At 64.8% G+C, this 26,803-nt stretch carries 22 protein-coding genes; 9 read left to right on the top strand and 13 right to left on the bottom strand.

Annotation, left to right across the window (positions count from 1 at the left end):
- Positions 1-32 precede the first annotated feature (32 nt).
- From ASG84_RS23465 to ASG84_RS23440, 6 genes are all read right to left on the bottom strand, one after another.
- Complete coding sequence (locus ASG84_RS23465) at positions 33-947, bottom strand: hypothetical protein (protein ID WP_057479395.1); 915 nt, start codon at positions 945-947, stop codon at positions 33-35.
- Positions 948-2,069, bottom strand: coding sequence for a hemolysin family protein (locus tag ASG84_RS23460; protein ID WP_057479394.1), 1,122 nt, complete (start codon positions 2,067-2,069; stop codon positions 948-950). It lies immediately after the preceding gene.
- The gene (locus tag ASG84_RS23455; RefSeq protein WP_057479393.1) at positions 2,062-3,441 is read right to left on the bottom strand and encodes a hemolysin family protein; all 1,380 of its coding nucleotides are present in this window, start codon (positions 3,439-3,441) and stop codon (positions 2,062-2,064) included. The genes ASG84_RS23460 and ASG84_RS23455 overlap by 8 nt, the downstream gene beginning before the upstream one ends.
- 343 nt (positions 3,442-3,784) lie before the next feature.
- Positions 3,785-5,221, bottom strand: a complete 1,437-nt coding sequence (locus ASG84_RS23450; protein ID WP_057479390.1) for a GuaB1 family IMP dehydrogenase-related protein — start codon at positions 5,219-5,221, stop codon at positions 3,785-3,787.
- 11 nt (positions 5,222-5,232) lie between these two features.
- Positions 5,233-6,132 carry a DMT family transporter gene (locus ASG84_RS23445; protein ID WP_057479389.1) on the bottom strand — a complete coding sequence of 300 codons (900 nt, stop codon included), beginning with the start codon at positions 6,130-6,132 and terminating at the stop codon, positions 5,233-5,235.
- Positions 6,129-7,373: a DEAD/DEAH box helicase gene (locus ASG84_RS23440; protein ID WP_235581808.1), complete on the bottom strand. Its 1,245-nt coding sequence runs from the start codon at positions 7,371-7,373 to the stop codon at positions 6,129-6,131. Before ASG84_RS23440 ends, ASG84_RS23445 begins: the two co-directional genes overlap by 4 nt.
- Positions 7,374-7,601: 228 nt before the next feature.
- Between ASG84_RS23440 and ASG84_RS23435 the strand changes: the two genes are divergently transcribed.
- The gene (locus ASG84_RS23435) at positions 7,602-8,063 is read left to right on the top strand and encodes a DUF4262 domain-containing protein (protein WP_235581807.1); all 462 of its coding nucleotides are present in this window, start codon (positions 7,602-7,604) and stop codon (positions 8,061-8,063) included.
- A gap of 70 nt (positions 8,064-8,133) precedes the next feature.
- Here the strand turns inward: ASG84_RS23435 and gndA are convergent, their stop codons facing one another.
- From gndA to ASG84_RS23415, 4 genes are all read right to left on the bottom strand, one after another.
- Positions 8,134-9,585 (bottom strand): NADP-dependent phosphogluconate dehydrogenase, encoded by a 1,452-nt coding sequence (gndA, locus tag ASG84_RS23430; protein WP_057479385.1) that lies wholly within the window; start codon positions 9,583-9,585, stop codon positions 8,134-8,136.
- Between the two features lie 201 nt (positions 9,586-9,786).
- A complete protein-coding gene (locus tag ASG84_RS23425; RefSeq protein WP_057479538.1) occupies positions 9,787-11,523 on the bottom strand; it encodes a DEAD/DEAH box helicase in 1,737 nt (578 codons plus the stop codon).
- 264 nt (positions 11,524-11,787) lie between these two features.
- Complete coding sequence (locus tag ASG84_RS23420; protein WP_057479383.1) at positions 11,788-12,744, bottom strand: M56 family metallopeptidase; 957 nt, start codon at positions 12,742-12,744, stop codon at positions 11,788-11,790.
- Positions 12,745-12,767: 23 nt separating this feature from the next.
- Positions 12,768-13,184: a BlaI/MecI/CopY family transcriptional regulator gene (locus ASG84_RS23415; RefSeq protein ID WP_057479381.1), complete on the bottom strand. Its 417-nt coding sequence runs from the start codon at positions 13,182-13,184 to the stop codon at positions 12,768-12,770.
- Between the two features lie 201 nt (positions 13,185-13,385).
- On the opposite strand from ASG84_RS23415, the gene ASG84_RS23410 reads away from it, so the two are divergent.
- Together ASG84_RS23410 and ASG84_RS23405 are read left to right on the top strand one after the other, a co-directional pair.
- Positions 13,386-14,687, top strand: coding sequence for an alpha/beta hydrolase (locus ASG84_RS23410; RefSeq protein ID WP_057479537.1), 1,302 nt, complete (start codon positions 13,386-13,388; stop codon positions 14,685-14,687).
- A 128-nt stretch (positions 14,688-14,815) separates the two neighbouring features.
- A complete protein-coding gene (locus ASG84_RS23405; protein ID WP_156399694.1) occupies positions 14,816-17,338 on the top strand; it encodes a bifunctional lysylphosphatidylglycerol flippase/synthetase MprF in 2,523 nt (840 codons plus the stop codon).
- A 44-nt stretch (positions 17,339-17,382) separates the two neighbouring features.
- Here ASG84_RS23405 and ASG84_RS23400 read toward each other — a convergent pair whose 3' ends face one another.
- From ASG84_RS23400 to ASG84_RS23390, 3 genes are read right to left on the bottom strand one after another with little or no spacing between them, the layout of a single operon-like run.
- Positions 17,383-18,216, bottom strand: coding sequence for an ABC transporter ATP-binding protein (locus ASG84_RS23400; protein WP_057479380.1), 834 nt, complete (start codon positions 18,214-18,216; stop codon positions 17,383-17,385).
- Positions 18,213-19,313 carry a FecCD family ABC transporter permease gene (locus tag ASG84_RS23395; RefSeq protein ID WP_442971026.1) on the bottom strand — a complete coding sequence of 367 codons (1,101 nt, stop codon included), beginning with the start codon at positions 19,311-19,313 and terminating at the stop codon, positions 18,213-18,215. Before ASG84_RS23395 ends, ASG84_RS23400 begins: the two co-directional genes overlap by 4 nt.
- Positions 19,310-20,785 carry a FecCD family ABC transporter permease gene (locus tag ASG84_RS23390; RefSeq protein WP_082521171.1) on the bottom strand — a complete coding sequence of 492 codons (1,476 nt, stop codon included), beginning with the start codon at positions 20,783-20,785 and terminating at the stop codon, positions 19,310-19,312. Before ASG84_RS23390 ends, ASG84_RS23395 begins: the two co-directional genes overlap by 4 nt.
- A gap of 179 nt (positions 20,786-20,964) precedes the next feature.
- Between ASG84_RS23390 and ASG84_RS23385 the strand changes: the two genes are divergently transcribed.
- The 6 genes from ASG84_RS23385 to ASG84_RS23360 all read left to right on the top strand — a co-directional run bounded on the left by ASG84_RS23385 (position 20,965) and on the right by ASG84_RS23360 (position 26,780).
- Positions 20,965-21,726 (top strand): hypothetical protein, encoded by a 762-nt coding sequence (locus ASG84_RS23385; RefSeq protein ID WP_057479378.1) that lies wholly within the window; start codon positions 20,965-20,967, stop codon positions 21,724-21,726.
- Between the two features lie 223 nt (positions 21,727-21,949).
- Positions 21,950-22,411, top strand: a complete 462-nt coding sequence (locus ASG84_RS23380) for a PaaI family thioesterase (RefSeq protein ID WP_057479377.1) — start codon at positions 21,950-21,952, stop codon at positions 22,409-22,411.
- A gap of 5 nt (positions 22,412-22,416) precedes the next feature.
- Positions 22,417-23,685 (top strand): DUF6986 family protein, encoded by a 1,269-nt coding sequence (locus tag ASG84_RS23375; protein WP_057479533.1) that lies wholly within the window; start codon positions 22,417-22,419, stop codon positions 23,683-23,685.
- An 85-nt stretch (positions 23,686-23,770) separates the two neighbouring features.
- Positions 23,771-24,403, top strand: a complete 633-nt coding sequence (locus ASG84_RS23370; protein ID WP_057479375.1) for an urease subunit gamma — start codon at positions 23,771-23,773, stop codon at positions 24,401-24,403.
- On the top strand, positions 24,403-26,124 hold the full coding sequence (locus tag ASG84_RS23365) for an urease subunit alpha (protein WP_057479373.1): 1,722 nt from the start codon (positions 24,403-24,405) through the stop codon (positions 26,122-26,124). The genes ASG84_RS23370 and ASG84_RS23365 overlap by 1 nt, the downstream gene beginning before the upstream one ends.
- On the top strand, positions 26,124-26,780 hold the full coding sequence (locus ASG84_RS23360; RefSeq protein WP_057479372.1) for an urease accessory protein UreF: 657 nt from the start codon (positions 26,124-26,126) through the stop codon (positions 26,778-26,780). Before ASG84_RS23365 ends, ASG84_RS23360 begins: the two co-directional genes overlap by 1 nt.
- Positions 26,781-26,803 lie beyond the last annotated feature (23 nt).

Here is a 26,803-nt window from a genome sequence, read left to right as displayed (position 1 = left end):
ATGACGGTGTCCCCACGACAACGATGTCGATGTTACTCGGCAGTAAGTCCGTCACCGAACTCGCCGCCGATCAGTAAATTCTGGCACCGAGCCATCAACGCCGAGCGCAGTGGTGCCGCTTCGGTCGACAGTTCCCCCTGCGCGCGCACATATTCTGCTCGCCCGGCCGCGGTCTCGATCCGAATGGGTTCGAGGTCGTAGTCGCTCAGGTCGTAGGGGCTGGCCCGCATATCGATCGTGCGCGCGTGCAGCGCCAGCTCGAAACAGTCGGTCAGAAACTCCGAATCGATCAATGGCCCCAGCTTGTAGCACCACTTGTACAAATCCATGGAGGCATGAATGCACCCGGGCTGCTCGGACCCCAGGCGCGATTCCGGGGAAAGCGTCACAGCGTTGCGCGGTGTGGCGTCGGGGGTGAAGAACCGGAAGGCGTCGTAGTGGGTGCACCGTAACGACATCGAATCGACCACAGCATCGGTCCCGTCACGGCCGAGGCGCAGTGGCACCTGCTCGTGCCGCTGCGCCGAGATTCCTCCGCGGTAGACCATCGCCCACTCGTGCAGGCCGAAGCAGCCGAGCATGGGTGCTCGCTCGGCGGTGGCGGTCAGCAGTCCCAGGATGAATTCGATACTGGCGCGGCGGCGCTCGACGAGATCGGACCGCACCCGGTAACCGACGCCCCGATCGGTCTGCACCTGTTCGTAGGACGCGAACTCGGCGTACTCGCATGCACGTTCGCCGGTCAGCGCGATGCCGTGACCCGGATTCCACCGGCGCAGTTGACCAGGTCGGTGACTGTAATACGTGAACAGGAAATCCAGCACCGGATGGGTGTTGCCATGTCCTCGGTCGGTCAGATAATCACCGACGAGGTGCTCGACCCGCGCCGTGTGCGCAGCCCGTCGGGTGGTCCACTCCGCTTCGGTCAGCGACGCCGGGCCGGACATCTACGCGTTCCGCGGGGGAGTGCTCGATGCAGATTGACCCGGCCGAGGACCGGCCACGCGGTGCGTGCCGTCTCGAACGGTACCGACGAACTCCTCGACCAAGTCTTCCAGTGCGACGATCCCGACAGTGGCCCCCGTCGCGTCGTGCACGGCTCCGAGGTGGCTGCTGGCGCGTCGCAACTTGGTCAGTGCATCGTCGAGCACCGTGTCGATGGAGACGACGGGCAGTGCCCGAACGTCGCTTCGCGGGATGACCGTGTCCGGTCCGGCCGATTCGTCGGCCATGTCGTCGAGAACGTCCTTGAGGTGCAGGTAGCCGACCAGCGCGCCGGCCGCATCGCGGACCGGGTAACGCGAGAAGCCGGTCTCGATGACGGCGCGTTCGACAGAGCCCAGTGTCGGTCCGAGGGTGTGATCGGGCCCGGACAACTCGATGCTGCGAACCTGGTGAGAAGGGATCAACACCTCGCCGACCGTCCGACCGGACGTCTCCAGTGCCTGCCGCAGTCTGCGGTGCTCCTCGGCGTCTATCAATCCCTCGGAACGTGATTCGCCGATCATCTGCGACAACTCCACCGCCGAGACCGAAGAACTCAGCTCGTCCTTGGGCTCGATACGCAGCATCCGGAGCGTCAGGTTGGCGCACAGGTTGTAGAACGAGATCAGCGGCAGCGCGACCTTGATGAACACCAGGTGGATCGGCACCAGAATCATGGCGGTGCTCTCCGGACCCGCGATCGCGATGTTCTTGGGAACCATCTCGCCGACCAGGATGTGCAATACGACCACCAGCGTCAACGCGATGGCAAAGGCGATCGGGTGCAGGAACGACTCGGGGATTCCGACGGCATCGAGGGGGACCTCGATCAGGTGCGCCACCGCCGGCTCGGCCACCCGGCCCAGGAGAATCGAGCAGATCGTGATGCCGAGCTGAGCAGCGGCGAGCATCTGCGACAGATTCTGACCGGCCTCGATGACGCTCTGTGCGCGCTTCTTTCCCTGCGCGAGCAGTGCTTCGAGTCGATCGCGCCGAGCGGAGATCAACGCGAACTCGGCTCCGACGAAGAATGCATTGCCGGCCAGCAAAAGAACGGCGAGACCGACTCCGAACAGGTCACCCATCGATCTCTCCCGCCGATCTCATTCGAGCCACCGTTGCGGCGTCGACGGGCATGAGCAACACCCGATCGATCCGACGACCGTCCATGCGGATCACCCGTGCCACCCAGCCGCCGTCTCCGTCGAGCGGATCTTCGCTCGACGGCGGGGGCAGAAGCACTGCGTCCCCCTCGGTCGGGATACGGGCCAACTCGGACAGAACCAGACCACCGATGGTTTCGTACTCGCCCTCCGGCGCGGAATAGCCCGTAGCCGACGCGACTTCGTCGATGCGTAGTAGGCCGGCGCAGTCCCAGCCCTCGCCGGAACGCGAGACATCGAGTTCAGGCTCGTCGTGTTCGTCGCGCACGTCACCGACGATCTCCTCGATCAGATCTTCCATCGTCACCATGCCTGCGGTACCGCCGTACTCGTCGACGACGAGAGCCACCTGCATACCGTCGGCCCGCACCCGTTCCATCACCGCGTCGCCGTCCAGGCTCGACGGTACGACGGGAACATCACGTGCCAGGGACTCGACGGTCGTCGAACGACGGAGCGACGCCGCGACGGTGAACGCGTGCTTGATGTGGACGACGCCGACGGTGTCGTCCAGATCGCCATCGACCACCGGGAAACGGGAAAAGCCGGTGCGCGAAGCAGTTTCGATCAAATCGGCCACGGTGGAGTCGGTGGCGAGCGTCTCGATCTTGACTCGCGGTGTCATCAGCTCCTCGGCCGTTCGATCGCCGAACTGCAACGACCGATCGACCAATCGAGCCGTGTTCTCGTCGATCGAACCCTGTTGTGCGGACGTGCGTACGAGCGAACCCAGTTCCTGTGGCGATCGCGCCGATCTGAGTTCCTCGGCCGGCTCGATGCCGAGCCGTCGAACGAGCCAGTTGGCAGAGCCGTTGAGCCCGTTGATCGCCCACTTGAAGATCAGTGAGAACCCGGCCATCGCACCTGCGGTGACGCGGGCCGTCGACATCGGTTTCGCGATGGCAATGTTCTTCGGGACGAGCTCACCGAAGATCATGGAGAACGAGGTGGCCAGAATCAGCGCCACGGCGAGTGAGATGCCCGACGCGAGCGTCTCGGACGCGCCCAGGGCATCGGCCAGCGGCCGGATGAAGCCTGCCAGCACGGGTTCTGCGAGATATCCGGTGATCAGAGTGGTGATGGTGATGCCCAGCTGGGCACCGGATAGCTGGAAGGACAAAGTCTTGTGCGCGTGCAGAACCTGACGCGAGCGCATGTCGCCGTTCTCGGCCTGAGACTCGACCGCACTGCGTTCCAACGCAGTGAGGGAGAACTCGGCCGCAACGAACAACGCGGTTCCCGCCGTCAAGGCAACGAAGCCGAGAAGGCTGACGATGGTGAGAAGGGTCGCCACGTCTCAACCCCGTCCGAGCCGGGGCCGCCGAAGCTGGGACAAGAGCATTGCGCCGCCGGACTGCGCGCGGATGCCGAAATCGGTGTCGCCGGGTTTCTCTCCCGGCTCGATAGAGGATCCCTCCGAAGTGGAACTCTCGTCGTGCTGCTCTGCAGTTGCCGGACCGGCAACCGAAATAGTGGGTGCCTCGGGCACCTGATTCCCTTCTGTATGGTCCGCGCTGTGACCCCACCCGTGCGGGATCTACGTTCGGCGGCACCCCAAGCACGAATGATCGGCCTCGGGCGCGCAGCGAGCGCGGACAACTCTGTTTGCTGTTGGTGAGTCTAACCGTGAACGACGGTCACCATCCGGACGGCAGGGGGCGCCCCTCGGCGAATCCGGCCGCGGACTGAACTCCCAGGACTGCGCGCTGCGCCAACTCCGGCAGACTGCGGGCCCCTGCATAGGTGCAGGTGCTCCGAACTCCGGCACAGATGTGATCTATCAGATCTTCGACGCCGGGGCTGTCGGGATCCAGGCGCATCCGAGAACTGGAAATGCCCTCCTCGAACAAGGTCTTGCGGGCCCGATCGAATGCGCCGTCAGTGGCGGTACGTGCGGCAACCGCCCGCTTGGAGGCCATGCCGAAGCTCTCCTTGTAGCGGTTGCCCGCCGCGTCCACTCGGAGGTCGCCGGGGGACTCGTAGGTTCCGGCGAACCACGAGCCGATCATGACGTTCGCGGCACCTGCGGCCAAGGCGAGGGCAACGTCACGCGGGTGGCGCACGCCGCCGTCGGCCCACACCGAGGCACCGAGTTCGGCTGCCGCGGCGGAACAGTCGGCCACAGCGGAGAACTGGGGGCGTCCGACACCGGTCATCATGCGTGTCGTACACATTGCGCCGGGACCGACGCCCACCTTGACGATGTCCGCACCGGCCCGAACCAGGTCGCGAGTGCCTTGCGCAGACACGACATTGCCGGCAGCGAGGGGCACTCCGAGATCGAGAGCGCGTACAGCAGCAAGAGCGTCGAGCATCTTCTCCTGGTGTCCGTGAGCCGTGTCCATCACCAGAACATCGGCACCGGCCTCGACCAAGGCGGTCGCTTTCTCCGCGACATTGCCGTTGATGCCGACCGCCGCGGCGATCCGCAGGCGCCCCGACGTGTCCACGGCAGGGGCATAGATGCCCGTCCGAACCGCGCCGGTTCTCGTCACGACACCCGCCAGCGAACCGTCGTCCTCCACGACGACCGCGAGGTGTGCATGGGCCGCCTCGATCTTCTCGAACACTTCCTGGGGCGACGCGTGGCGGGGAACGCGAACGAAGTCGGCAGACGCCACGGAACTGAGCCGGGCGAATCGGTCGACGTCGGCGCACGCGCTCTCGGTGACTACTCCGATGGGCTTGCCGTGTTCGACGATCACGACCGATCCGTGAGCTCGTTTGTGTACCAGCGCCAACGCGTCGGACACGGACGCGTTGGGCCCGAGTACGACCGGTGTATCGGCGATCAGGTCACGGCTCTTGACGAATGCGACGGTGTCGGCGACGGCCTCGGTCGGCAAGTCCTGCGGGATGACGGCGATGGCACCGCGGCGGGCAACGGTCTCGGCCATCCGCCGACCCGATACCGCCGTCATGTTCGACACCACGATCGGGATGGTCGTTCCCGAGCCGTCCACCGTGCTCAGGTCGACGTCGAAACGCGAGGTGACATCGGTTCGATTGGGGACGAGGAAGACATCGTCGTAGGTGAGATCGTAGGGCGGCTGGTGACCATCGAGGAACTGCACGTTGATCGAGACTACCGGTCGGATGATCTTCCTGTGTTCGACGCCCGGTCCGGAACCGTCGAATCGGCAGTGTTCGCAGCCTGAGTGCGCGACAGGAGCACCGTGGTGACGACCATGACGGCGACCGCCACCACGATCGTCGCCAGGGCTGCGCCCTCGGTTCTGATTCTCTCGTCCAGGACCGTCACTCCGACGAACGCTGCACCGAGTGGTTCGCAGATCGTGACGGCCGGCATGGACGCAGACAGCGGACCCACCTGGAACGCGCGCTGCTGGAGGTAGAAGCCGAGAATGCCCGATCCGATCAAGGTGTAGGTCTGCCAGGCCGTCAGTGCTGCAAGTGGATCGGCGTCGACGAGATCGGTCACGAACTTGGTGAGGGCCGCAGCGAGTCCGAACAACAGACCTCCCGCAGCTCCGAGAAGCAGGGCCCGCAGGCCGGGGGAGGCCAGCACCAGACCGCCGACTGCCGCGCCGCCGATCACGACAGCGGCGACGATCAGAGGCACGATCCACGCTGCGAGTGGAGCGTCGGCAGTTCCCTCGCTCGGGTCTCCCACCACGATGAAGACCGCGAGCGCGGCGGCGAGCAGAAGCGCGAGTGCCCAGGTCGACCCAGGCAGCGAGCGGCGCGCGAATTTCGCCGACATCGGTAATGCGAACAGCAGGGCAGTGACGAGCAGCGGCTGCACGACCAGGACCGAACCGACCCAGAGGGCCGCAATCTGTACCGCATAACCACCCCCGTCTCCGACGACACCCATCCACCATCGGGGGCTACGGACGAGGGCCGATACCAGCGATGTTCCCTCGGGAACGGACGCAGCGGCGCTCTGCTGCGCCACCGCAGCGCACGCGAACAGGAATGCCGAAATCAGAGCGAGTGCGACCGACAACCAGGGCGAGGTCACCCGCGTCGTCCTCGCCCGGTGCCCCGACTGCCACCGGTTCGGCCCCGTCGTTCGTGCCGCGAGGGTGCAGCGCCCCGCCGTGCCCCTCGCTCCGGCAGATCGCCACGGGCGGATGCCGAGGTGTCGGCCGGATTCGGCAGTGGTCTGCCGATGGGGGCTCGGGCACCGGTCATTCGCCGCCACGAGACGGGATCCGCCTCGGTATCGACGACGGTGGCGGATACCCCCGCTTCGTCCGCCATGGCTCGTACCCCCGCCAACTGATCGCCGGTCGCCAAGGTCACGACGGTTCCGCTGGCCCCGGCTCGGGCGGTTCGGCCTGCACGGTGCACGTAGTCCTTGGAATCCATCGGCGGATCGACGTGCACCACCAGTGTGACGTCGTCGACGTGAACACCGCGAGCGGCGACGTCGGTTGCGATCAGCGCACCCGAGCTGCCGTCCGCGAAGGCGGCGAGCGAACGCGTGCGATGCGCCTGAGTCTTGTTGCCGTGCAACGACGATACGGGTACGCCGAGTCGGCGACACTCGTCGGTGAGTCGATCGACCGCGTGGGTGGTGCGGACGAACAGCAGCGTTCGTCCGTCTCTGTTGGCAAGCGCGGCAGCTACTTCTGTCTTGCGCGTGGCATCGACCTCGAACACGTAGTGCGCAATGTCGGGCACGCTCACCGATTCGGCGGTCGAGTGCTTTGCCGGATCGTGCATGAACCTCTCGACCAGGCGGTCGGTGTCCTGGTCGAGGGTGGCCGAGAACAACAACCGCTGGCCGTCGGGCGGCGTCGCGGCCAGAAGTGATTCGATCTGGGGCAGAAACCCCATGTCCACCATGCGGTCCGCTTCGTCGATCACGGTCGTCTCGACGCGATTCAGCGCGATGGAACGTCGCTCCAGCAGGTCGTTGAGACGACCGGGGGTGGCAACCACTATGTCGACACCGCGCTGTATCTCGCGAACATTTCGTTCGAGTGGGACACCGCCCACGACACCGACGGTGCGCAGTCCGAACGTGGCACCGTGAAGGTCGAGAACTTCGTGGATCTGGAGCGCCAGTTCGCGGGTCGGAGCGAGCACGAGCCCGCGCGGTGCGGCCGGCTCGCTTCGACGACCTGCCAGCCGCACGAGAAGTGGAAGTCCGAACGCCAGCGTCTTTCCCGACCCGGTAGGGGCACGGCCCAGTACGTCCCGGCCGGCAAGGGCGTCGGGGACGGTAGCAATCTGGATCGGAAAGGGGTTGGACACGCCCGCATTCTGCAGTGAATGAACAAGAACCACCGGGAGCCCCAGGTCTGCGAACGATGAAGCGGATTGACCTGGCATGGGTGTGACCTTACCGCCGCGTCGATCGCGCAGGAATCTTCTTGTCGGTCCCCAGCGCAATAATCGGAATGGAACGCACGTTCGAAGGCGTTCGAGACCGCGATCGCCGAGGGGGCGATTGCATGCCGAGTTGGGGGAGCTATGTGCAAGATGTGCCAGGGGCTGAGTCTCGACGAGTACATCCGGGATCTGAAGCGCACCATCGACACATTCGGGTGGGCATTGCAGTACGTCGAATCGGAAGTCGATCGGGACGGTATCCATCCGGCGTTCTGTTATACCGTCGGGCTCACCGGTTTCGGTAGTCCTGAGATCGTCATGACAGGGCGTGGGCCAGGCGAATCCTCCAGAATTCTCAACGCGCTCGGCACTTCGGTCGCCACGGGGATGCTGGAGCTCGAATCCGGAATCGGCTGCACTGCAGCAGGGTTCGAGCTGTTCACCATCGATGTACCGGATTGTGCCGACATTCTGTATTCGGCCTCGGATGTGTACGGCAAGGGGTGCTTCGGCGCCGTTCAAGCAGTGTGGAAGGACCTCGACGGTTTTCTGCCCTGGGAGGGCATTCCGTCGACGGTGGTGCAGCCGGTCTTCGGGCCCGTCCCACTCTGACCGGACCCCGGAAAGACGCCGGTGGCGCTGCGTGATCCACGCAGCGCCACCGGCGTGGACGAGATTGCTGTCAGGCCTCGATCTCGGAGCGGTCGCCACTCCACAGGGTGTGGAACTTTCCTTCCGAGTCGGTTCGCTCGTAGGTGTGCGCTCCGAAGAAGTCTCGCTGCCCTTGAGTCAATGCCGCGGGCAGACGCTCTGCCCGCAGAGCGTCGTAGTACGAGAGCGAGGACGCGAATGCAGGGACTGGAATGCCCAACGAGGCCGCGGTGATGACAACGCGACGCCAGCTGTCGATAGCGTTCTCGATGGCGTCACGGAAATACGGTGCCAGGATCAAACTCGGCAGTTCGGCGTTGTCGTCGTATGCGTCCTTGATGCGGTTGAGGAACCGCGCGCGAATGATGCATCCGCCTCGCCAGATCGTGGCCAGGTCGCCGGGATGCAGATTCCAGTCGTATTCGGCGCTGCCCGCAGCAATCTGGTCGAAGCCCTGTGCGTACGCAACAATCTTCGACGCGTACAGCGCCCGGCTGATGTCGTGGGTGAACTGCTCCGCGTCGGTGGGCTTGTCGGCAAGCGCACCCGAGGCCAGGCCAACGGCCGCCTTGCGCTGCGCCCGCGATCCCGACAGCGCCCGGGCGAAGACTGCTTCGGCGATACCGGTAACGGGAACACCCAGATCGAGTGCAGCCTTGACAGTCCAGCGGCCGGTGCCCTTCTGCTCTGCGGCGTCGACGATCACGTCCACCAACGGCTGACCTGTCTTGGCGTCGACCTGGCGCAGCACCTCGGCGGTGATCTCCACCAGATAGCTCTCCAAATCGCCGTCGTTCCACTCGGTGAAGACGTCGGCGACCTGCGCCGGGGTGTAACCGAGGGCGTCGCGGAACAGGTTGTACGCCTCGCCGATGAGCTGCATATCGGCGTATTCGATTCCGTTGTGCACCATTTTCACGAAGTGGCCGGAGCCGTCGGGTCCGATGTGAGTGCAGCACGGCGTGCCGTCCACCTGTGCCGCAATGGACTCGAGCAGCGGACCGAGCGCCTTGTAGGACTCGGCCGGGCCGCCCGGCATGATCGACGGGCCGTTGAGAGCGCCCTCCTCGCCTCCGGAAATTCCGGCACCGACGAAGAGCAGGCCGCGCTCCTTCATGGCAGCTTCACGACGGATGGTGTCGGTGTAGAGCGCGTTGCCGCCATCGATGATGATGTCGCCCTCTTCCATCGCGCCCGCGAGTTCCTCGATCACAGCGTCCGTCGGGTCGCCCGCCTTGACCATGATGAGGACCCGGCGCGGCTTCGCGAGCGCAGCGACGAACTCCTCGATGGTCTCGGTACGGATGAAGTTTCCCTCGCTGCCGTGCTCGGCGATCAACGCATCGGTCTTGGCGACACTGCGGTTGTGCAACGCGACGGTGTGCCCGTGATGAGCGAAGTTGCGTGCGATGTTGGAGCCCATGACGGCGAGTCCGGTGACTCCGATCTGAGCCAGTTCTTTCGGTTCTGCTGCTGAGGTCATACAGACAGCTTTCCCTGCCGAGCGGCGTCGCGCGAGCCAACCCCCCAGCAGAACTCAAACCTGGCCGTAGACAACGACAAAAGGTGCCGCATTCGCGAAGAATGCGACACCTCGTGTCGTCGAAATATGCTCCGGTCGATTCACGACCGCACGGTTACGAACCGATCAGTGGCAGCGATTCGATCAGTGGCTGCGAATTGATCAGTGGCTGCGAGCCGGACCATCGAAACCGTCGTACGAACGACGTTCTGTGCGGCTGCGGAAGCCACCCGAACGGTGCTCGTCCTGGCGGGGAGCGGATGCCGGGCGACGGTTGTCCGAGCCCCGGTTGTCGGAGCCGCGTCCTTCGTAGCCCCGGCTCTCGGCGCCGCGGTACGAGCTCGAGTCGGTGCGACGCGGGCGGTCACCCTGGTAGCCGCCCTCGCTGCGCGGGTTGGAGCCCTGGTATCCGCCGCTCGAGCGCGGGTTCGAGCCCTGGTATCCGGTGCGGGGGCGGTCACCCTGGTAGCCGCCTTCGCTGCGCGGGTTGGAGCCCTGGTATCCGCCGCTGGAGCGCGGGTTGGAGCCCTGGTATCCGCCGCTGCTGCGGGGATTGGAGCCCTGGTATCCGCCGCCGCTGCGGGGGTTCGATCCCTGGTATCCGGGACGGCTGTTGCGATCGCGGGGCGAGGATTCGGCGCGCAACGGCTCACCGGTGGGCTTCTTTGCGCCGGTGATGCTGTTGAGCTCGGCCGAACCGGGAGAGACGTTGACAGCAGTGGCCTTGACGCCGGCCATACCGGTCAGACGCAGAACCTGACGACGCTGGTTGGGGAGCACGATCGCGACGACGGTGCCCTTCTCGCCGGCGCGTGCCGTACGTCCTGCGCGGTGCAGGTAGTCCTTGTGGTCTGCGGGCGGATCGACGTGAACGACCAGGTCGATGCCGTCGACATGGATCCCGCGAGCGGCAACGTCGGTGGCGACGAGCACGGGGGTGCGACCGTTCTTGAAGCGCTCGAGAACGCGGGTGCGCTGATTCTGTGCCTTGCCGCCGTGCAGTGACTCGGCGGCGATGCCGAGCGCGCGCAGGCGATCGGTGATTCCATCGCAACCCAGCTTGGTACGCGCGAACATGATGGTGCGGCCGCCTTCGCGAGCACCGATCTCGGAGAGAACGAGATCCTTCTGACCCCGGTCGACCATGAGGACGTAGTGGTCCATGGTCCGGACGCTGGCCTTGCCGTCCTGGGTGGAGTGCTCGACGTGGTCGGGCAGGAACTGGCGGACCAGTGACTGAACCTCACGGTCGAGGGTTGCCGAGAACAGCATGCGCTGTCCGTCTGCGGGAGTGTCGGCGAGGACGGCACGCACCTCCGGCAGGAAGCCCATGTCGGCCATCTGATCGGCTTCGTCGAGTGCGGTGATCTCGATGGAATCGAGGATGCAGGTGCCCTGACGGAGGTGATCGGCGAGGCGGCCGGGCGTGGCGACGAGTACGTCCACTCCACGGCGGAGCTGCTCGACCTGCTTGTTGAACGGGGTGCCGCCGACGGCAGGCATGACCCGGAGACCCTGCGCGTTGGCGTAGGGGGCGAGAGATTCGACGACCTGGAAGGCGAGTTCGCGGGTCGGAACCAATACGAGCGAACGCGGGCGCTTGGCGGCCGGTCGGTCGGTGTGCAGCGACAGGCGCTGCAGGATCGGCAAGCCGAACGCGAGGGTCTTGCCCGAACCGGTCTGCGCGCGACCGAGAACGTTCTTGCCGGCGATAGCGTCGGGAAGGGCCTTCTCCTGGATGGGGGAGGGCACGGTGATCGAGTTGCGCGCCAAAGCGGCGACGACGGCCTCGGGCAGTCCGAGCTCAGCGAAGGTGAACGCCGGTGCCGCTGCGGGCGTCGGGACAGCCGTCGCGTCGGACGTGGTGGAAACGGGTGTGTTGGAAACAGCGTGGGTCACGCAGTAAAGCCTCTCCGGATTACGGGCACGCCAATAAGCCCGAAGCTGAGAGCACCCGAACGAGATGGGAAACACGAAGAACAGCCAGAACACATTGATACGAGCCAGGGCACTGTCACCTGGCCATCGATATGCGGATACCGCATAAAGTGGGGCTGTTTGTGCCATTTCGATTGCATGGTCGCGATGGCGACCGAGGTCCACTGTACTCGACGCACCGCTGATTGTTCACCTGGAATCGATGTGACCTGTGCGACCCCGAGGTCACCCGACCAGTTTGCTCAGTTCTTCGAGCCACGGCATCGCCACGTAGATCGTAGGAAGTACGAGGATCACCACAGCCGCCGCGTAGGCTGCCGCGGCGATGCGCACGTCGCTGCCCGGGCCGCTCAACCGTTGCACGCGGATGAGGGTGTGTGGACCTCCAGCCGCCATGGCACCCCGCGGTGCGGTGGACCCTGCGCACGCGACCAGTGCTCGAGCCAGCGGGGTAGGTCCGGTGACCTTGACCGCTGTGTCGTCGGCCAGCAGCTCGACCAACAGCTGGACGCTGCCCAGCGCGGACTTACTACGAACGATTCGGGGGAACGCTTCGTTGACCGCGGTGAATGCTTCGAGTACCAGATCGTGGCGGGACCGAAGGTGTGACCTTTCGTGGCTGAGAATTGCGGTCACTTCGGCCTCGCAGAGGCTGGCGAGCGTTCCACGGCTCAGGACGACCCTCTGACGCAGACCTGGTAGGCAATACGCGATCGGCTCGGCGGCGTCGAGTACTCGGATGTCCGCATCGCGCAGACTGCGAAAAGGATTCTCGTTCAGGTTGTTTCGGTCGAGCAGATCGACGAGCATGCGGTGCCGAGACCGTCTCCGACGAGTTCTGACCGCTACCTGGACGACGGAGAACATCAACTTGGCACCGATGCCGAGGGTGATTGCGAGTACGACGACATACAGGATCCAGAGGGGCAAACCGAGCGCGTCGATTTCGTCGGTGGGTGCGGTGGTGGGCCGACCGTCAGGGCCGGGAACGAGAAGCAGACCGCCGATGGCGAGTCCTGAGCTGAATGCCGAGAGCGCGGCAGCCAGCGCGATTGCCTGCCACAGAACAAGCGCTGCGCGCGGGGACCGATACGGCCAACTGGCGCGAGCGAGCACGGCTGGTATAGGCCCCGCCAATATCAGCGCGAGTACCGCGAATACCAACGCAGTCGTCGAGTTCATGTCCTCACTTACTACGCCGAGCGTCAGTCCGTCGGACGGCCATCTCCAGCCGAAGGGGACTCTCTCTTCGATTGTGCCACTTCCAGAGCGGCGAGCGCCTCACGGAGTGCGGCGGCTTCGTCGGCACCCACCTGTCCGACGAAATGGACGAGTGCGGCAGCGCGGCCACCGGACGCGGGGGCCTGTGACAACGCGTCGACCATCAGGCTCGCAACCAGCTCGTCTCGTCCGTGGAGGGGCGCGTACCGATGAGCGCGGTCGTCGCGCTGCTGGACGACCAACTTCTTCTTCGCCAGTCGCTGCAACACCGTCATCACCGTCGTGTACGCGAGCTCGCGATGTGTCGCGAGTGCTTCGTGCACCTGTCGAACGGTCTGGGGATCCGTCGACTCCCACAGATGGTCCATCACTGCGCGCTCTAGTTCACCAAGACCAGCCATTCCTAACACTCTACGGCTACTCCGACGCTGATGCGTACTACCCGTGGTAGTACCGGTTGTCCCGACAGTGTGGGTTCGGTCATAGTGTCGGCGTCTCGAATCGACGGGTATCGACCGAGGGCACATCGGGGCGAATATCCTTCTCACGTGATCGTGCCGCCCCGCGGCCCGACTCTTCGAGAAGTGAGCGGAGACGCAAGCGTGGAGTGGTTCGATTCGCTGTCGTTGATCGACGGCCCGGTACCGGTGATCGTGTCCGTTCTCGGCGCGCTCGGCGGCGTGTGGTTGGTTGTGTCGTCGTCGCGGCGATATTCGAGGCGTGCGCTGCCGATCGCGGTTACGGTCGCGATCGTTGCCACTGCTGTCGGTTATGTGGTGGTCGAGAAGGTGTGGCGACCGTTTCCGGATCCGATAGCCACGTCGATCTACGTCTGGATCGGCGTGGGTCTCGCCGCACTGTTCGCGGTGGTGTTCCGGTTGCTCGCAGCGCGCGGGGTGCTGGGGAAACTGACGACGGTGATCGCAGCGGTCCTCGTCGTCGCGGCTGCAGCGCTGCACGTCAACCTGGAGTTCGATGCATATCCCACCGTGGGCAATGCCCTCGGTGTCGAGTCCGCTACCCGAATTCAGTTCTCGGATGTGCCGGCCGCAGTGGCACAGACAGTCAGTGGCACGCCCTTGGATTCGGTGTGGACCGCGCCTGCTGATCTGGCGACCGCAGGACGAGTCACGTCGGCAACCGTTCCCGCTACCGCGTCCAACTTTTCGGCCCGAGATGCTCAGATCTATCTCCCGCCCGCGTACTTTGCCGATCCTCGCCCGTTGCTGCCGGTCCTGGTGTTGCTCGCCGGTCAGCCGGGTGCGCCCGAGGACTGGCTCAACGGCGGGAAGCTCGCAGAGACCATGGACAACTTCGCCCGTGACCATGCAGGTCTCGCGCCCGTCGTGGTAGTTGCGGACGGCACCGGGTCATCCATCGCCAACCCTCTCTGCGTCGATTCGCCGCTGGGGAACGTGGACACGTATCTGTCCCGGGACGTTCCCGATTGGATCGACGCCACCCTGCAGGTGGACCGAAATCGCGCACACTGGGCGATCGGTGGGTTGTCCTACGGTGGCACGTGCTCCATTCAGATGGCGACCAATCACCCGGACGCCTATCCCACCTTCCTCGACCTGTCGGGTCAACGAGAGCCCACCCTCGGGGATCGGGATCGCACTGTGCAGCAGGCCTTCGGCGGCAATGCTGCGGCATTCACCGCGATCAACCCGCTGGACCTGCTCGAATCGCGTCGGTACCCCGACTCGGCCGGTATTTTCGTCGTGGGCGCGGACGACAAGGATTACAAACCGGGTCAACAGGAGATGTACGACGCGGCGAAGGCCGCTGGAATGGATGTGCAGTACGTGGAAGTACCTGGCGGACACAGCTTCGCAGTCTGGTCGGAAGGCCTGCGTCGTGAACTCCCATGGCTGGCAACGAGAACAGGGCTGACTTCGTGAACGTGACCGAGCCGGAGCTCCCCGCGACAGCCACCTCGTCTTCTGCAGAGGCCACGGCAGGCGACGTCGCCGGACCTTCGTGGATATCGAAGCGCACCACGGCGTTGAAGTCCGGATCGTCCGCAGTGATGCGCCAGATTCGCAGATTGTGGTCGCTCATCGTGTTCGGAGCGGTCGGGGCCCCGGTCAGCTTTACGTTGCTTGCGATCGTGTGGTCGACCGGCATCGCTGCTGCCGTGTTCGACGATCGCGGCGAATACGACAAGTACTTTGCCGTGGGCATCATGCCGTTCGAGCGCTGGCACCTGTGGACGCCGCTGACCTCGGGGCTGACGGCACCGAACATCGCCGGCTGTGTGGTGGCGACTGTTGCAGTCCTGCTCGCCGCTGCGCCCATCGAGCGCCGGATCGGGTCCCGTCGCTTCGCCATCGCCGCGTTCGTCACCCAGGTGGCCGGTTCGCTGTTCGGTCTCGGTCTTGCGGCTCTGGCCAAGACCTTCGACGCCGATTGGGGTTTCCGATTGCACGTCGGCACCGCTGTCGGCCCGACGACCTGGATCTTCGGCGTGGTGCTGGTGGCCACCTCGCGCATGGATACGTTGTGGCGGAGACGGATTCGCGTGGGCGTGCTGGCCCTGCTGGTGACGCTGGCCCTGTTCGGTGGGCACCTGCAGGATGTGATTCGACTGGCCGCCGCGGTCATCGGCCTGATCGTGGGTCCGTGGATCGTCGGCCGTTCGGCGCGTGGGCCTCGATTGGCGGGAACGCAACGTGAAGGCCGCGTGCTGGTTGCGCTCATCGTCGCTGCGAGTGCGTTGGGTCCCGTGCTGGCTGCCCTGAGCCCCAACGCTGTAGGTCCGTTCGCGGTTCTTCGTGATGTTGTTCGAGGAGTTCCGTACACGGCGGCCGAGGTACGTGAGATATGCGCGGATGCGACTACCGATCCGGTGGAATGCCGTCGCGGTCTGCTCGATCTCAGGCTCGGCGGCGTCGGTCCGACGATTCTGAGCATCATGCCCTCCCTGTTCCTGCTGGTGATCAGCGACGGCCTTCGGCGTGGCAGGCGTTTCGCTTGGGCGCTGGCTATGGTCTCCCAGCTGATCCTGCTCGCACTGTCGGTGGCCAACTTCGCAATTCGGTTCCTCGAGGCCGGCGACGACCAGTCGCTGTTCTACGGGCTCGAGTCGCCGACCGCGTATCGCACCGCGGTGCCGTTCCTGCTCCCACTGATCGTGCTTGTGGTTCTCCTGGTGACCCGCAAGTTCTTCGACGTATCGGCACCCTCGGGCACCTACCGGCGGTGGGCGGCCTCGGTGATCGGAGTCGGGGTGGGACTCGGCGCGGTCTACGCGATCGGTGGGTACCTCGCGCGCGGCGGCTTTGCCGATTCGCCGTCGTTCGGCGGTTTGCTGGCAGACTTTCCGCAGCGCCTGATTCCGCCGGTCTACCTGCAATGGCTCGAACCCGCTCTGCTGCCGCAGAGCATTCCGACCACCTTGCTGTTCGAGTGGACCGGCGTGGTGTTCTGGTCGGTGGTCTGTGTTTTCGCTGCGAGCACCTTCCTGACCCCGGTGTACGGGACGGAAACAGACGCGACCGAACGTGCGCGCGGACTGCTCATGGCGAGCAGCGGTTCGGCGCTGTCGTGGATGACGACCTGGCGCGGAAACAAGTACTGGTTCGGTCCCGACGGTCGCAGTTACGTCGCCTACCGCGTCATCTCGGGTGTAGCTCTGACCACCGGCGATCCAGTAGGTCCGCGAGAGTCGTTGCGGAACCACGTCGTCGACTTCGCCGAATTCGCGTCCGAGAACGGCTGGATACCGTGTTTCTACTCCGTCACTCCCGACGTTCGTCGCATCACCGATTCCCTCGGCTGGGGCGGAATTCAAGTGGGCGAGGAGACGGTGCTGGACCTGGACGGAATTGCCTTCACCGGCAAGCGTTTCCAAGACGTCCGGACGGCGCTGAACCGGGCCAAGAAGGCGGGTGTCGTAGCCGAATGGATTCGTTTCCCGTCTGCACCACTGGCCATCACAGATCAGATCACCGCGATTTCCGAGGAATGGGTTGCAGACAAGGGTATGCCCGAGATGGGGTTCACTCTGGGCGGTCTCGAAGAAGTCGACGACGAGAATGTGCGGTGCCTGATCGCGGTCGACGAGCATCGGACCGTGCACGGCGTGACCTCGTGGATGCCGGTGTACGAAGACGGCGTCATAGTCGGATGGACGCTCGACTTCATGCGTCGTCGATCCGAAGGCTTCCGGCCGACGATGGAATTTCTCATCGCTTCGGCTGCTCTGCTGCTCGAGCAGGAGGGTGCCAGATTCCTCAGCTTGTCGGGCGCACCGCTGGCAAAGGTCGACGAGAAGCAACCCGAACATGTTTCCAGCGCCGAGCAGTCGACTCTGTCGGGACTGCTCGAACGGTTGCTCGACGTGCTCGGACGCACACTCGAACCGGTCTACGGATTCCGATCCCTACTTGCGTTCAAATCCAAGTTCCAGCCTCGCTACGAACCGATGCACATGACGTTCGCGGATCCGGCTGCTCTGCCCAGTATCGGTAACGCGATCGGTAGGGCCTACTTGCCTGACGTGTCGATCGGTCAGGGGTTCAAGCTGGTGCGCACCATGATCGAGCGGTGACGGCTGTCGAGCGGAGGTGGATCTGCCTGCGGGGAGTGGCAGTCCTAGGACCTGACGGGCCCCCCGACCGACCCGTAGACGTGCCGGGTCCCGATCGGGACGATGAGGGGTCGATCGGACATCGGGTCTTCGATCACGGCGGCCTCCAGGCCGAACACGTCGAGCAACAACTGCTCCGAGATGACGTCCTGAGGTCGGCCGGAAGTGACGATCTGCCCCTGCTTCATGACGATCAACCGATCGCTGTAGCGAAGGGCCAGATTGAGATCGTGCAGCACCATCACGATCGTCCGGCCGAGCTCTGCGTGCAGGCGATCGACGAGATCGAGGACCTCGATGGAGTGTGCGAGATCGAGGTACGTCGTCGGCTCGTCCAGCAACAGGATGTCCGTGCCCTGGGCCAACGCCATGGAGATCCATGCTCTCTGGCGCTGACCGCCCGAGAGTTCGTCGACGGGTCGGTCGGCGAGATCGCCTACTCCGGTCAACTCGAGTGCGTTCGCCACCTCGGCCTCGTCGTCGGAGCTCCACTGCCTGATCCACGATTGGTGCGGATGACGACCTCGTGAGACGAGATCTGCGACGGTCAGTCCTTCGGGGGCGGTCGGTGCCTGCGGCAACATTCCGAGAGTTCGGGCAACCTCTTTGGTCTTCATCGAGGAAATCGCCCGGCCGTCGAGCATCACGCTGCCGGCCTTGGGCTTGAGCAAGCGACCGAGCGAACGCAGGAGTGTCGACTTCCCGCAGCCGTTGGGTCCAATGACCGTGGTGATGACTCCGGTGTGAATTTCGAGGTCGAGATGCTCGACGATGGTGCGATCGCCGTAACCGAGGCTGAGGTCCTGCGCAATCAGACGCGAGGGGTGGCTGGTGGTCATACGGAAGCCTTTCGATTACTGCGCACGAGAAGGTACAGAAGGAACGGTCCGCCGAGGGCCGATGTGACGATGCCGACCGGAAGTTCGACCGGCAGAATCGTTCGAGCGATCAGATCGCTCGCTACGACGAGCAATCCACCGAGTAGTGCCGACGCAATGATGGGCGGGCCAGGCGTTCGCAGGATTCGGAGTGCGATCTGCGGCGCTGCCAGCGCAACGAATCCGATGGGTCCGGCCGCGGCGGTCGCGATGGCGGCGAGAGCGACAGCAGCCAAGAGCATCATGGCCTGGCTGTGTTGCAGGCGTACTCCGAGCGAGCGGGCGTTGTCGTCCCCCAGGCGGAGCGCCCCCAGGGTGAACGTCGCGATGACGGTGCCGCCGCCGACGAGTACGACGGCAGCCGCGACCGGCCAGACCGACGCCCAGTTGGCACCGTTGAGCGAGCCGTTGAGCCACACCTGAGCGCGCGAGACGTCGTTGATGTCGGCGCTGATCAGCAGCCATCCGATGACGGCAGTGAGCATGGCGTTGACCGCGATTCCCACCAGGATGAGCCGGAAACCGTCCACACCTTTTCGCCAGGCGAGGGTGTAGATCGCGATTGCGGTGAGCACACCGCCGATCAGAGCCGCGAGCGGCAGGCCCAGAGTAGCGAGCAGACCGCTGAAGCTGCCGCCTCCGCCGAGCACGATCAATGCGACGGCTGCGGCACTGGAACCGGCGGTGATACCGAGGATGTCGGGGCTGGCGAGCGCGTTGCGGGAAATCGACTGGGTGATGGCCCCGGAGATCCCGAGCGCGGCTCCGACGAGGAGGCCGGTGAGAGATCGAGGCAGCCGCAGATCCATGACGATGAACCGCTCGATCCGCGAGCCGCCCCCGAGGAGTACGTCGAGAACCTGCGCGATCGACAGAGGAAAGTCACCACGTCCGATGTTGATACACATGACCAGCACGAGGGCTGCCGCCAGCAGGACGGTGGCGATGACCATCAGCGGTCGTCGGACCAGAGAGATCGGGCCGAGTCGAAACGCGGGACGGGCGCGAACGAGGGCCTTGTCGGACGACGGCGGTGTGGCGTGCAGGTCGGTGATCACAGGCCGACCAACTTCCGGCGCCGAACGAGAGCGATGAAGAACGGCGCACCGATCAGGGCCAGAACGATGCCCACCTGGAGCTCACCCGGGCGTACGACGACCCGTCCGATCACGTCGGCGATCATGAGCATCACACCGCCCATGAGTCCTGCATAAGGGACGAGCCAACGGTAGTCGGGGCCGGTCACCGCACGGGCGATGTGCGGTACGACGAGGCCCACGAAGGCGATCGGCCCACATGCTGCGGTTGCTGCGCCGGTCAGCAGCGTAATGGCCAGAATCCCGACGGTACGGGTGACTGCAATATTGGTTCCCAGTGACCGTGCGACGTCCTCACCGAGGCTCATGACGTTCAGGCCTGGAGTGCTTGCAACCGCGATGAGGACGCCGATCACGAGAAACGGCAAGACCTGCCACAACACGTCGAGGCCGCGTCCGGCGACGGATCCGACCACCCAGAAGCGGTAGCCGTCCAGACTGGTCTGATCGAGCAGGACCACGGCATTGGTCATCGCCGAAAGGAAGAATGCGACGCCGGCACCGGCCAACGCGAGATTGACCGGGCTCGATCTGCCCGACCCGATCGACGACAATCCGAACACGACGACGCTTGCCACCGCCGAACCGGCGAACGCGAACCACAGGTACTGGCTCGGCGAGGTGAACCGGAACAGGTAGATGGCCATCACGACGAAGAACGCCGCTCCCGAATTGAGGCCGAGCAGGCTGGCGTCGGCCAACGGGTTGCGGGTGTGGCCTTGAATGAGAGCGCCCGCGATGCCGAGCGCAATTCCGACGACCAGTGCGAGGACAGTGCGGGGAACGCGCAGCGTGCGCACGATGATGTCGGTGTCGGTGCCCGTCGAATTCAGCAGAGCGTGAGCTATCTCGGCGAAGGTCAGGGGCCGAGCGCCGATGGCGATGCTGGCGAGAATCCCGGCCACGAGAGCGGCGACGAGTACGGCCAGACCCAGTAACCTTCGCCGCCGAATGGCAGCGACCGAACCGTCCTTGGGAATGGGTTCGAATCCTTCTGCGGCAGCGAACTTCTCGCGCACCACCTCCGAAGACGCAGAGCCGATCATGAACTGACGACGCAGCGCTCGACGGGCACCGATCGGGCCGTGCGTGGCGGTGTCTCGCAGCGTCAGCCCAAGCCATCGCCTGCCGGTGCTCTGGCCCTCGTTGCCGTCGCGGTACCCGCGGTTCCAGACGAAAAGAGCAAGCGCGACGCATGCCGCGATCGCGCCGAACACGAAGCGGTCCGCTTGGCCGCCGCCGTTGTCGTCGCGCAGTGCGTCGACTATCGACCATCCGACGAACAACGGGACCACAACGATCAGAGCGTCGATCGTGCCCGCTGCGATACATGCGCTCCGGGGCGGCGGGCCGTCGAGCACGTTCTCGGTCCCGTACTGCTCATCGGGAGACCGGCGAGTGCCGTCGGGGCCGAGTAGCGGAGCTGTGGTCACAGTGGTCGTGACTCCTCGCTGTATCGAAGGGACTTGTTTAGGTTACGGAACCCTTGCCTTTCATGCGCGGCGAGGTAAGGGTAGCGGTACCTGATTCCTCAACTAATCTGGTTAGGCTAACCTATATAACAAGTCGGGGTGCGATGCATCCACCGCCACGAACTTCAAGGAGCGATCAGGTGTCAGTTGCAACGGCGGCATTCTCGAGCTGGGCCGATGTTCGTCGATTCTCGAATCGATCCGATGGGACGGCCCAGTTGGCCGAGTCGAGTGAGACCCTTCGCGCGCTCAATCCCGACTACCCGCGGATGTATGCCGTGGCTGCCATGGCCAACGAAGGTAAGCGCCGGTGGTGGCAACTGGCTGTCGGTCTCACGGACGGACGTGTCGAACGGATGTACAATCGGTCGCTCGAGGATCTGGATGCGCCGGAGGCCGCCGCGGTGCAGGTGGCCACGGCCTTGATCCACGCTGTGATCGGGCGAGTATCTGCGCTGCTGGTGTTGGAGGCCCGGGCGTGGGATCCCGGCATCGACAACATGTGGATCCACATGGACAGCGACGGTGGAATCGACTGGGCGGGTGTCGCATCGCCGATCCTGAGACTACTGCCGGAAGATCCCTCGGCGGGCCAGCCCGGCACGGTCACCCTTCCGTGCGAAGAAGCCCTGTTCGTCTGGACGGCGCACCGGTGCACGACGTCCTTGCGTGCGGTGCTCAGCGCGATATCCGAGCGCGCCCCGCTCGATGTGCGCGTCTTCTGGGCTCTGGTCGGAGACGCGATTCTCGGCGCTTCGACACACGTTCCCATCCTGGCGGCAGCCAGCGCGTCGGAAGGGGCTCGTCGGGGACAGATGCTGCTGGACGCGATGGTCGATGCCGGCGCTCCGGTCCGGTCGCGCGTCGGGGTTCCCGGGCGGGCGAGACTCCGAGCGTTGTGACGCTCTTGCATCACAACTAAGGTTTGCCTATGCTGACTACGTACCAACGGATCGCGCCGGAGTCCTGAGGGCTGCAGTGACTCCCGGTCCTTGCCACGGTGGGCCTCTCGTTCGTCACGAACGGGAGGCCCACCGATTTTCGTGGGTCGACCGTCGTGTAATTCTGATGGAAAGTCGGCTGCACATTCGGCCGAGATGTTTCGACGCAACCGGAGGCAGTGCAATGACGGACTCGAACGGCACTACGGAAGAGACGCCTTTCGACGCCTTGACGCCGGAACAGTTGACCGAGCTGTGTCACCGCGGATTCGACGGAGTCGTCGGTCTGAAGTACCTCGAGGTGTCCGGCGACGACGTGCGCGCGGAGTGGACGGTGACACCGCAGCTCCACCAACCCGCCGGGATCATGCACGGCGGCGTCCTGTGCGCGGTGGTCGAATCGGTGGCCAGCATCGCCGGCTCGGCCTGGTTCGGCTCACGAGGACACGTGGTCGGCGTCAACAACAACACCGATTTCCTGCGCGCCACACGATCGGGAACCTTGACCGCACACGGACATCCGATTCATCGTGGACGCACCCAGCAGCTGTGGCAGGTGGACATCTCCGACGAGACCGGTCGCTTGGTAGCTCAGGGCAAAGTCCGGTTGGCAAATATCGAAAACACTGCACATCTGGGACAGTGATGCCCATGACGGGCCACAATCAGAATCCGGATTCACCGGTCACCGCGCTGACCTCCGACGCTGTCGATCGTCTCGAGTCACTCTTCGTACCCATCGACGAGGACTTGGCGCATCACTATCCCGGGGACCGAATCGGCGGGCAGCCTTCCCACACCGTGTACGTCTCGGCGGCGGATGCCTCGGCGAATGTGCCCGCCGAATGGGGCACTGCAGCGTCGACGATTCTGGACGCGCACCCCGAGGCATTTGCCGAACTCGACACTGCGAACGTTCTTCCCGTGGTTCGTGAGCGATTGAGCACGGCCCCCATCCAGGACCTGCGAATCGATTTCGAGGACGGCTACGGATGGCGTTCCGACGTCGTCGAGGACCGGCATGCAACCGCAGCGGGTGCAGCGTTGGCGGCGCTGGCGAAAGATTCCGACGGTCCTACCTGGTTGGGTATTCGCTCCAAAGGGCTTGCAGCACACGAGCGTAGGCGTGGAATTCGCACCCTCGAACTCGTTCTCGACGGGGCCGGGGGAGTGCCCGACGGTTTTGTGTTCACTGTGCCCAAGCTGCGTGCTGTCGGCCAGGTGGATGCGGTGGTCGCGTTGTGCGAGGAGGTCGAGCGTGCGCACGGCCTACCCGATCGCGCCCTGCGTTTCGAGTTGCAGATCGAGAGTCCCCAGGCGGTGATCGGGGCGGACGGTACGGCGACTCTCGCGCGGGCGATCACCCGTGCGGACGGTCGTTGCACGTCGTTGCATTACGGAACCTACGACTACAGCGCCGCATGTGGGATCACCTCTGCGCAGCAGTCGCTGGCACATCCGGTGGCGGACCACGCGAAGAACGTCATGCTGGTGGCAGCCGCGCAGACCGGAGTGTGGGTGTGTGACGGCTCGACCCAGGTTGTTCCTACCGGCAGTCCGGAACAGGTTGCGGCGTCGGCGCGTCGGCATTTCGAGCTGGTGACGAGGTCTCTCGAACGCGGCTTCTACCAGGGGTGGGACATGCATCCCGGGCATCTGGTGACGCGATGGCTGGCCACCTTCGGTTTCTTCCGCCACGCTATGCCGGTCGCGGCTGCTCGACTCGGGGGTTACCTCGATCGTCAGGGCGGTGAGGTCATGGACGAGCCCGCCACCGCGCAGGCCTTGGCCGGCGTGCTGGTGCGTGGCCTCGACGCCGGTGCGTTCGGCCTAGCCGACGTGCAGGAAATCGCTTCGGGAATCGACCGAGACGTTCTGCGGGGACTGCTCGATCGGTCGGTGACCGTGCCCCTCGGGTGAGGCGCAGTGGCGCACTCCGCTGCCGGGTCGCCGCGCGCGTGTCAGAATTGCCGAGCACCATCACCGATCGGGACGGAGAACTCCAATGCGGTTGTCTCCGCACGAGCAGGATCGACTGCTCGTCAGCTATGCGGCCGAGCTCGCTCGGCGTCGTCGGGCTCGCGGACTGAAGCTCAATCATCCCGAAGCGATCGCGATGATCACCGATCACCTTCTCGAGGGTGCCCGGGACGGCCGAACCGTTGCGGACCTGATGTCCTCGGGGCGCGAAGTCCTCAGCGCCGACGATGTGCTCGGTGGGGTTCCCGAGTTGCTTCCCGAGGTGATGGTCGAAGCTACTTTTCCCGACGGTACGAAGCTGATCACGGTGCACGAGCCGATCTCACCCAAGCGAGGTGACGGTCACCTGATTCCCGGCGAGATCATCACCGTCGCAGGGGACATCGAGATCAACGAGGGTGCCGAGGTGATCACCATGACCGTCGTGAACGGTGGAGATCGGCCGGTTCAGGTGGGCTCTCACGTGCACTTCCCACAGTCCAACGCCGCCCTGCAGTTCGATCGTGAAGGTGCACACGGCCACCGCCTCGACATTCCGGCGGGCACAGCGGTGCGTTTCGAGCCCGGCATCGAACAGACAGTTCGGCTCGTGCCTCTCGGTGGCACGCGCGAGGTCCACGGTTTGAGCATGACACCTCCCGGAAAGTTGGACAGCTGATGGCGCGTCTGAGCCGTAGTCGATACGCACAGTTGTTCGGCCCCACCACGGGTGATCGAATTCGATTGGCAGACACCGATCTGCTGATCGAGGTCACCGAGGACCGCAGCGGCGGACCGGGCAACGCGGGGGAGGAAGCGGTCTTCGGCGGGGGCAAGGTGATCCGCGAATCGATGGGTCAATCGCGTGCCACCCGCGCGGACGGAGCTCCCGACACGGTGATCACCGGGGTCGTGGTCGTCGACTACTGGGGAATCATCAAGGCCGACCTCGGTATTCGCGACGGGCGCATCGTGGCACTGGGCAAGGCCGGCAATCCCGACACCATGAACGGGGTTCATCCCGATCTCGTGATCGGCCCCTCGACCGAGATCATCGCAGGCAACGGAAAGATCGTCACTGCCGGCGGCATCGACTGTCACGTCCATCTGATCTGTCCGCAGATCAAGGAAGAAGCTCTCGGCGGAGGTATCACCACCGTGATCGCCGGTGGCACCGGACCGGCCGAGGGGAGCAAGGCCACCACGGTCACCCCGGGTGCGTGGCACCTGTCCCGGATGCTCGAGTCTCTCGACGACTGGCCGATGAACATCGTGCTCCTCGGAAAAGGCAACACCGTCAACCCTGATTCCATGTGGGAGCAATTGCGTGCCGGCGCATCAGGATTCAAGTTGCACGAGGACTGGGGTTCGACCCCCGCTGCGATCGACGCGTGTCTGCGAGTGTGTGACGACGCCGGTGTGCAGGCCGCGCTCCACTCGGACACGCTGAACGAGGCCGGCTTCGTCGAGACCACTCTCGCTGCGATCGACGGCCGCGGAATTCACGCGTATCACACCGAAGGCGCGGGCGGCGGGCATGCACCCGACATCATCACCGTGGCATCGCAAGGGCACGTGCTGCCCAGTTCGACCAACCCGACGCGTCCCCACACCGTCAACACCCTCGACGAACATCTCGACATGCTGATGGTGTGCCATCACCTCAGTCCGTCGATTCCCGAGGATCTGGCCTTCGCCGAGAGCCGTATTCGGCCGTCGACCATTGCGGCCGAGGATCTGCTGCACGACATGGGAGCGATCTCGATGATCGGCAGCGATGCGCAGGCAATGGGCCGGATCGGCGAAGTCGTTCTGCGTACCTGGCAGACAGCGCACGTGATGAAGTCTCGGCGGGGCTTCCTGTCCGGAGACAACGGGGCCGACAACAACCGCGTCATGCGGTACGTCGCCAAGTACACGATCTGCCCGGCCGTGGCCCACGGGCTGGACGATGAGATCGGTTCGATCGAGCCGGGAAAACTGGCCGATCTGGTGCTGTGGGACCCGGCGTTCTTCGGCGTCCGTCCGCACATGGTCATCAAGGGCGGAATGATCGCCTGGGCGGCAATGGGCGATGCCAACGCGTCCATTCCGACTCCGCAACCCGAGCTTCCGCGTCCGATGTTCGGGGCCTCGCCCAAAGCAGCTGCAGCCACCTCGCTGCACTTCGTCGCTCCTCAGGCAATCGAAGATGGACTCGCCGGCCGCCTGAACTGCGATCGCCGGCTCGTGCCGGTCAAGAACGTCCGCAGCATCAGGAAGTCCGACATGGCTCTCAACGACGCCATGCCCGACATCCAGGTGGATCCGGACACGTTCACGGTGCGCATCGACGGCGACGTGTGGAAAGAACAGCCGGCAACCGAACTGCCGATGGCGCAGCGATACTTTCTCTTCTGATGACGGCTGCTCGTCTGCAGGTGACAACGCTTCTCTCGCTTGCCGATTCACGTTTGCCCACCGGTGGACACGTGCATTCCGGTGGAGTGGAGGAGGCGATCGCCTCGGGTTTCGTCCGAGACATCGCGACACTCGAGGCTTTCTTGCGACGTCGTATCAGGACCTCCGGTGCCACCATGGCGTCGGTGGCCGCAGCGATCGTCCACGGCTCGCTCGGCACGGCGGGCGCCGACGCCGAGTGCGACGCTCGGACGCCGTCCCCGGCGGCCAGGTCCGCATCACGCGCACAGGGTCGCGGTCTGCTTCGATTGGCCAAATCGGCGTGGCCGCATCATGATTGGACATCGATCGGCCGTAAGCCGCACCTCCCCGTGGCTGCAGGCCATGTGGGGCTCGCGTGCGGGCTGTCGGTTGCCGACACAGCGGCCGTGCAGGTGTACATCACCATGACCGGTTCGGCGATCGCGGCGCAGCGTCTGCTGGCGCTCGATCCGGCCGAGGTTGCCGCATGCACCATCCGCCTGGGCGACTTCTGTGACGATGTGACCGCCTCGGTGTGCGAGTACCTACCCGAGCTGATGGAGTTGTCGGATCCGTTGCTGGACATGTTCGCCGAAGCCCACGCCGTCCGTGATCGGCCGTTGTTCGTATCCTGAAATTCCGATCCACTGTTTCGACC

Source organism: Rhodococcus sp. Leaf278 (assembly GCF_001426085.1).
In the GTDB taxonomy this organism is placed as follows: Bacteria; Actinomycetota; Actinomycetes; order Mycobacteriales; family Mycobacteriaceae; genus Rhodococcoides.
This window is presented reverse-complemented; position numbering and strand designations above follow the sequence as displayed.

Coding starts and splice junctions, on each gene's coding strand:
- ASG84_RS23465 (WP_057479395.1), bottom strand. CDS start 947: ATGTCCGGCCCGGCGTCGCTGACCGAAGCGGAGTGGACCACCCGACGG.
- ASG84_RS23460 (WP_057479394.1), bottom strand. CDS start 2,069: ATGGGTGACCTGTTCGGAGTCGGTCTCGCCGTTCTTTTGCTGGCCGGC.
- ASG84_RS23435 (WP_235581807.1), top strand. CDS start 7,602: ATGTGCCAGGGGCTGAGTCTCGACGAGTACATCCGGGATCTGAAGCGC.
- gndA (WP_057479385.1), bottom strand. CDS start 9,585: ATGACCTCAGCAGCAGAACCGAAAGAACTGGCTCAGATCGGAGTCACC.
- ASG84_RS23420 (WP_057479383.1), bottom strand. CDS start 12,744: ATGAACTCGACGACTGCGTTGGTATTCGCGGTACTCGCGCTGATATTG.
- ASG84_RS23415 (WP_057479381.1), bottom strand. CDS start 13,184: ATGGCTGGTCTTGGTGAACTAGAGCGCGCAGTGATGGACCATCTGTGG.
- ASG84_RS23405 (WP_156399694.1), top strand. CDS start 14,816: ATGCGCCAGATTCGCAGATTGTGGTCGCTCATCGTGTTCGGAGCGGTC.
- ASG84_RS23400 (WP_057479380.1), bottom strand. CDS start 18,216: ATGACCACCAGCCACCCCTCGCGTCTGATTGCGCAGGACCTCAGCCTC.
- ASG84_RS23380 (WP_057479377.1), top strand. CDS start 21,950: ATGACGGACTCGAACGGCACTACGGAAGAGACGCCTTTCGACGCCTTG.
- ASG84_RS23375 (WP_057479533.1), top strand. CDS start 22,417: ATGACGGGCCACAATCAGAATCCGGATTCACCGGTCACCGCGCTGACC.
- ASG84_RS23370 (WP_057479375.1), top strand. CDS start 23,771: ATGCGGTTGTCTCCGCACGAGCAGGATCGACTGCTCGTCAGCTATGCG.
- ASG84_RS23365 (WP_057479373.1), top strand. CDS start 24,403: ATGGCGCGTCTGAGCCGTAGTCGATACGCACAGTTGTTCGGCCCCACC.
- ASG84_RS23360 (WP_057479372.1), top strand. CDS start 26,124: ATGACGGCTGCTCGTCTGCAGGTGACAACGCTTCTCTCGCTTGCCGAT.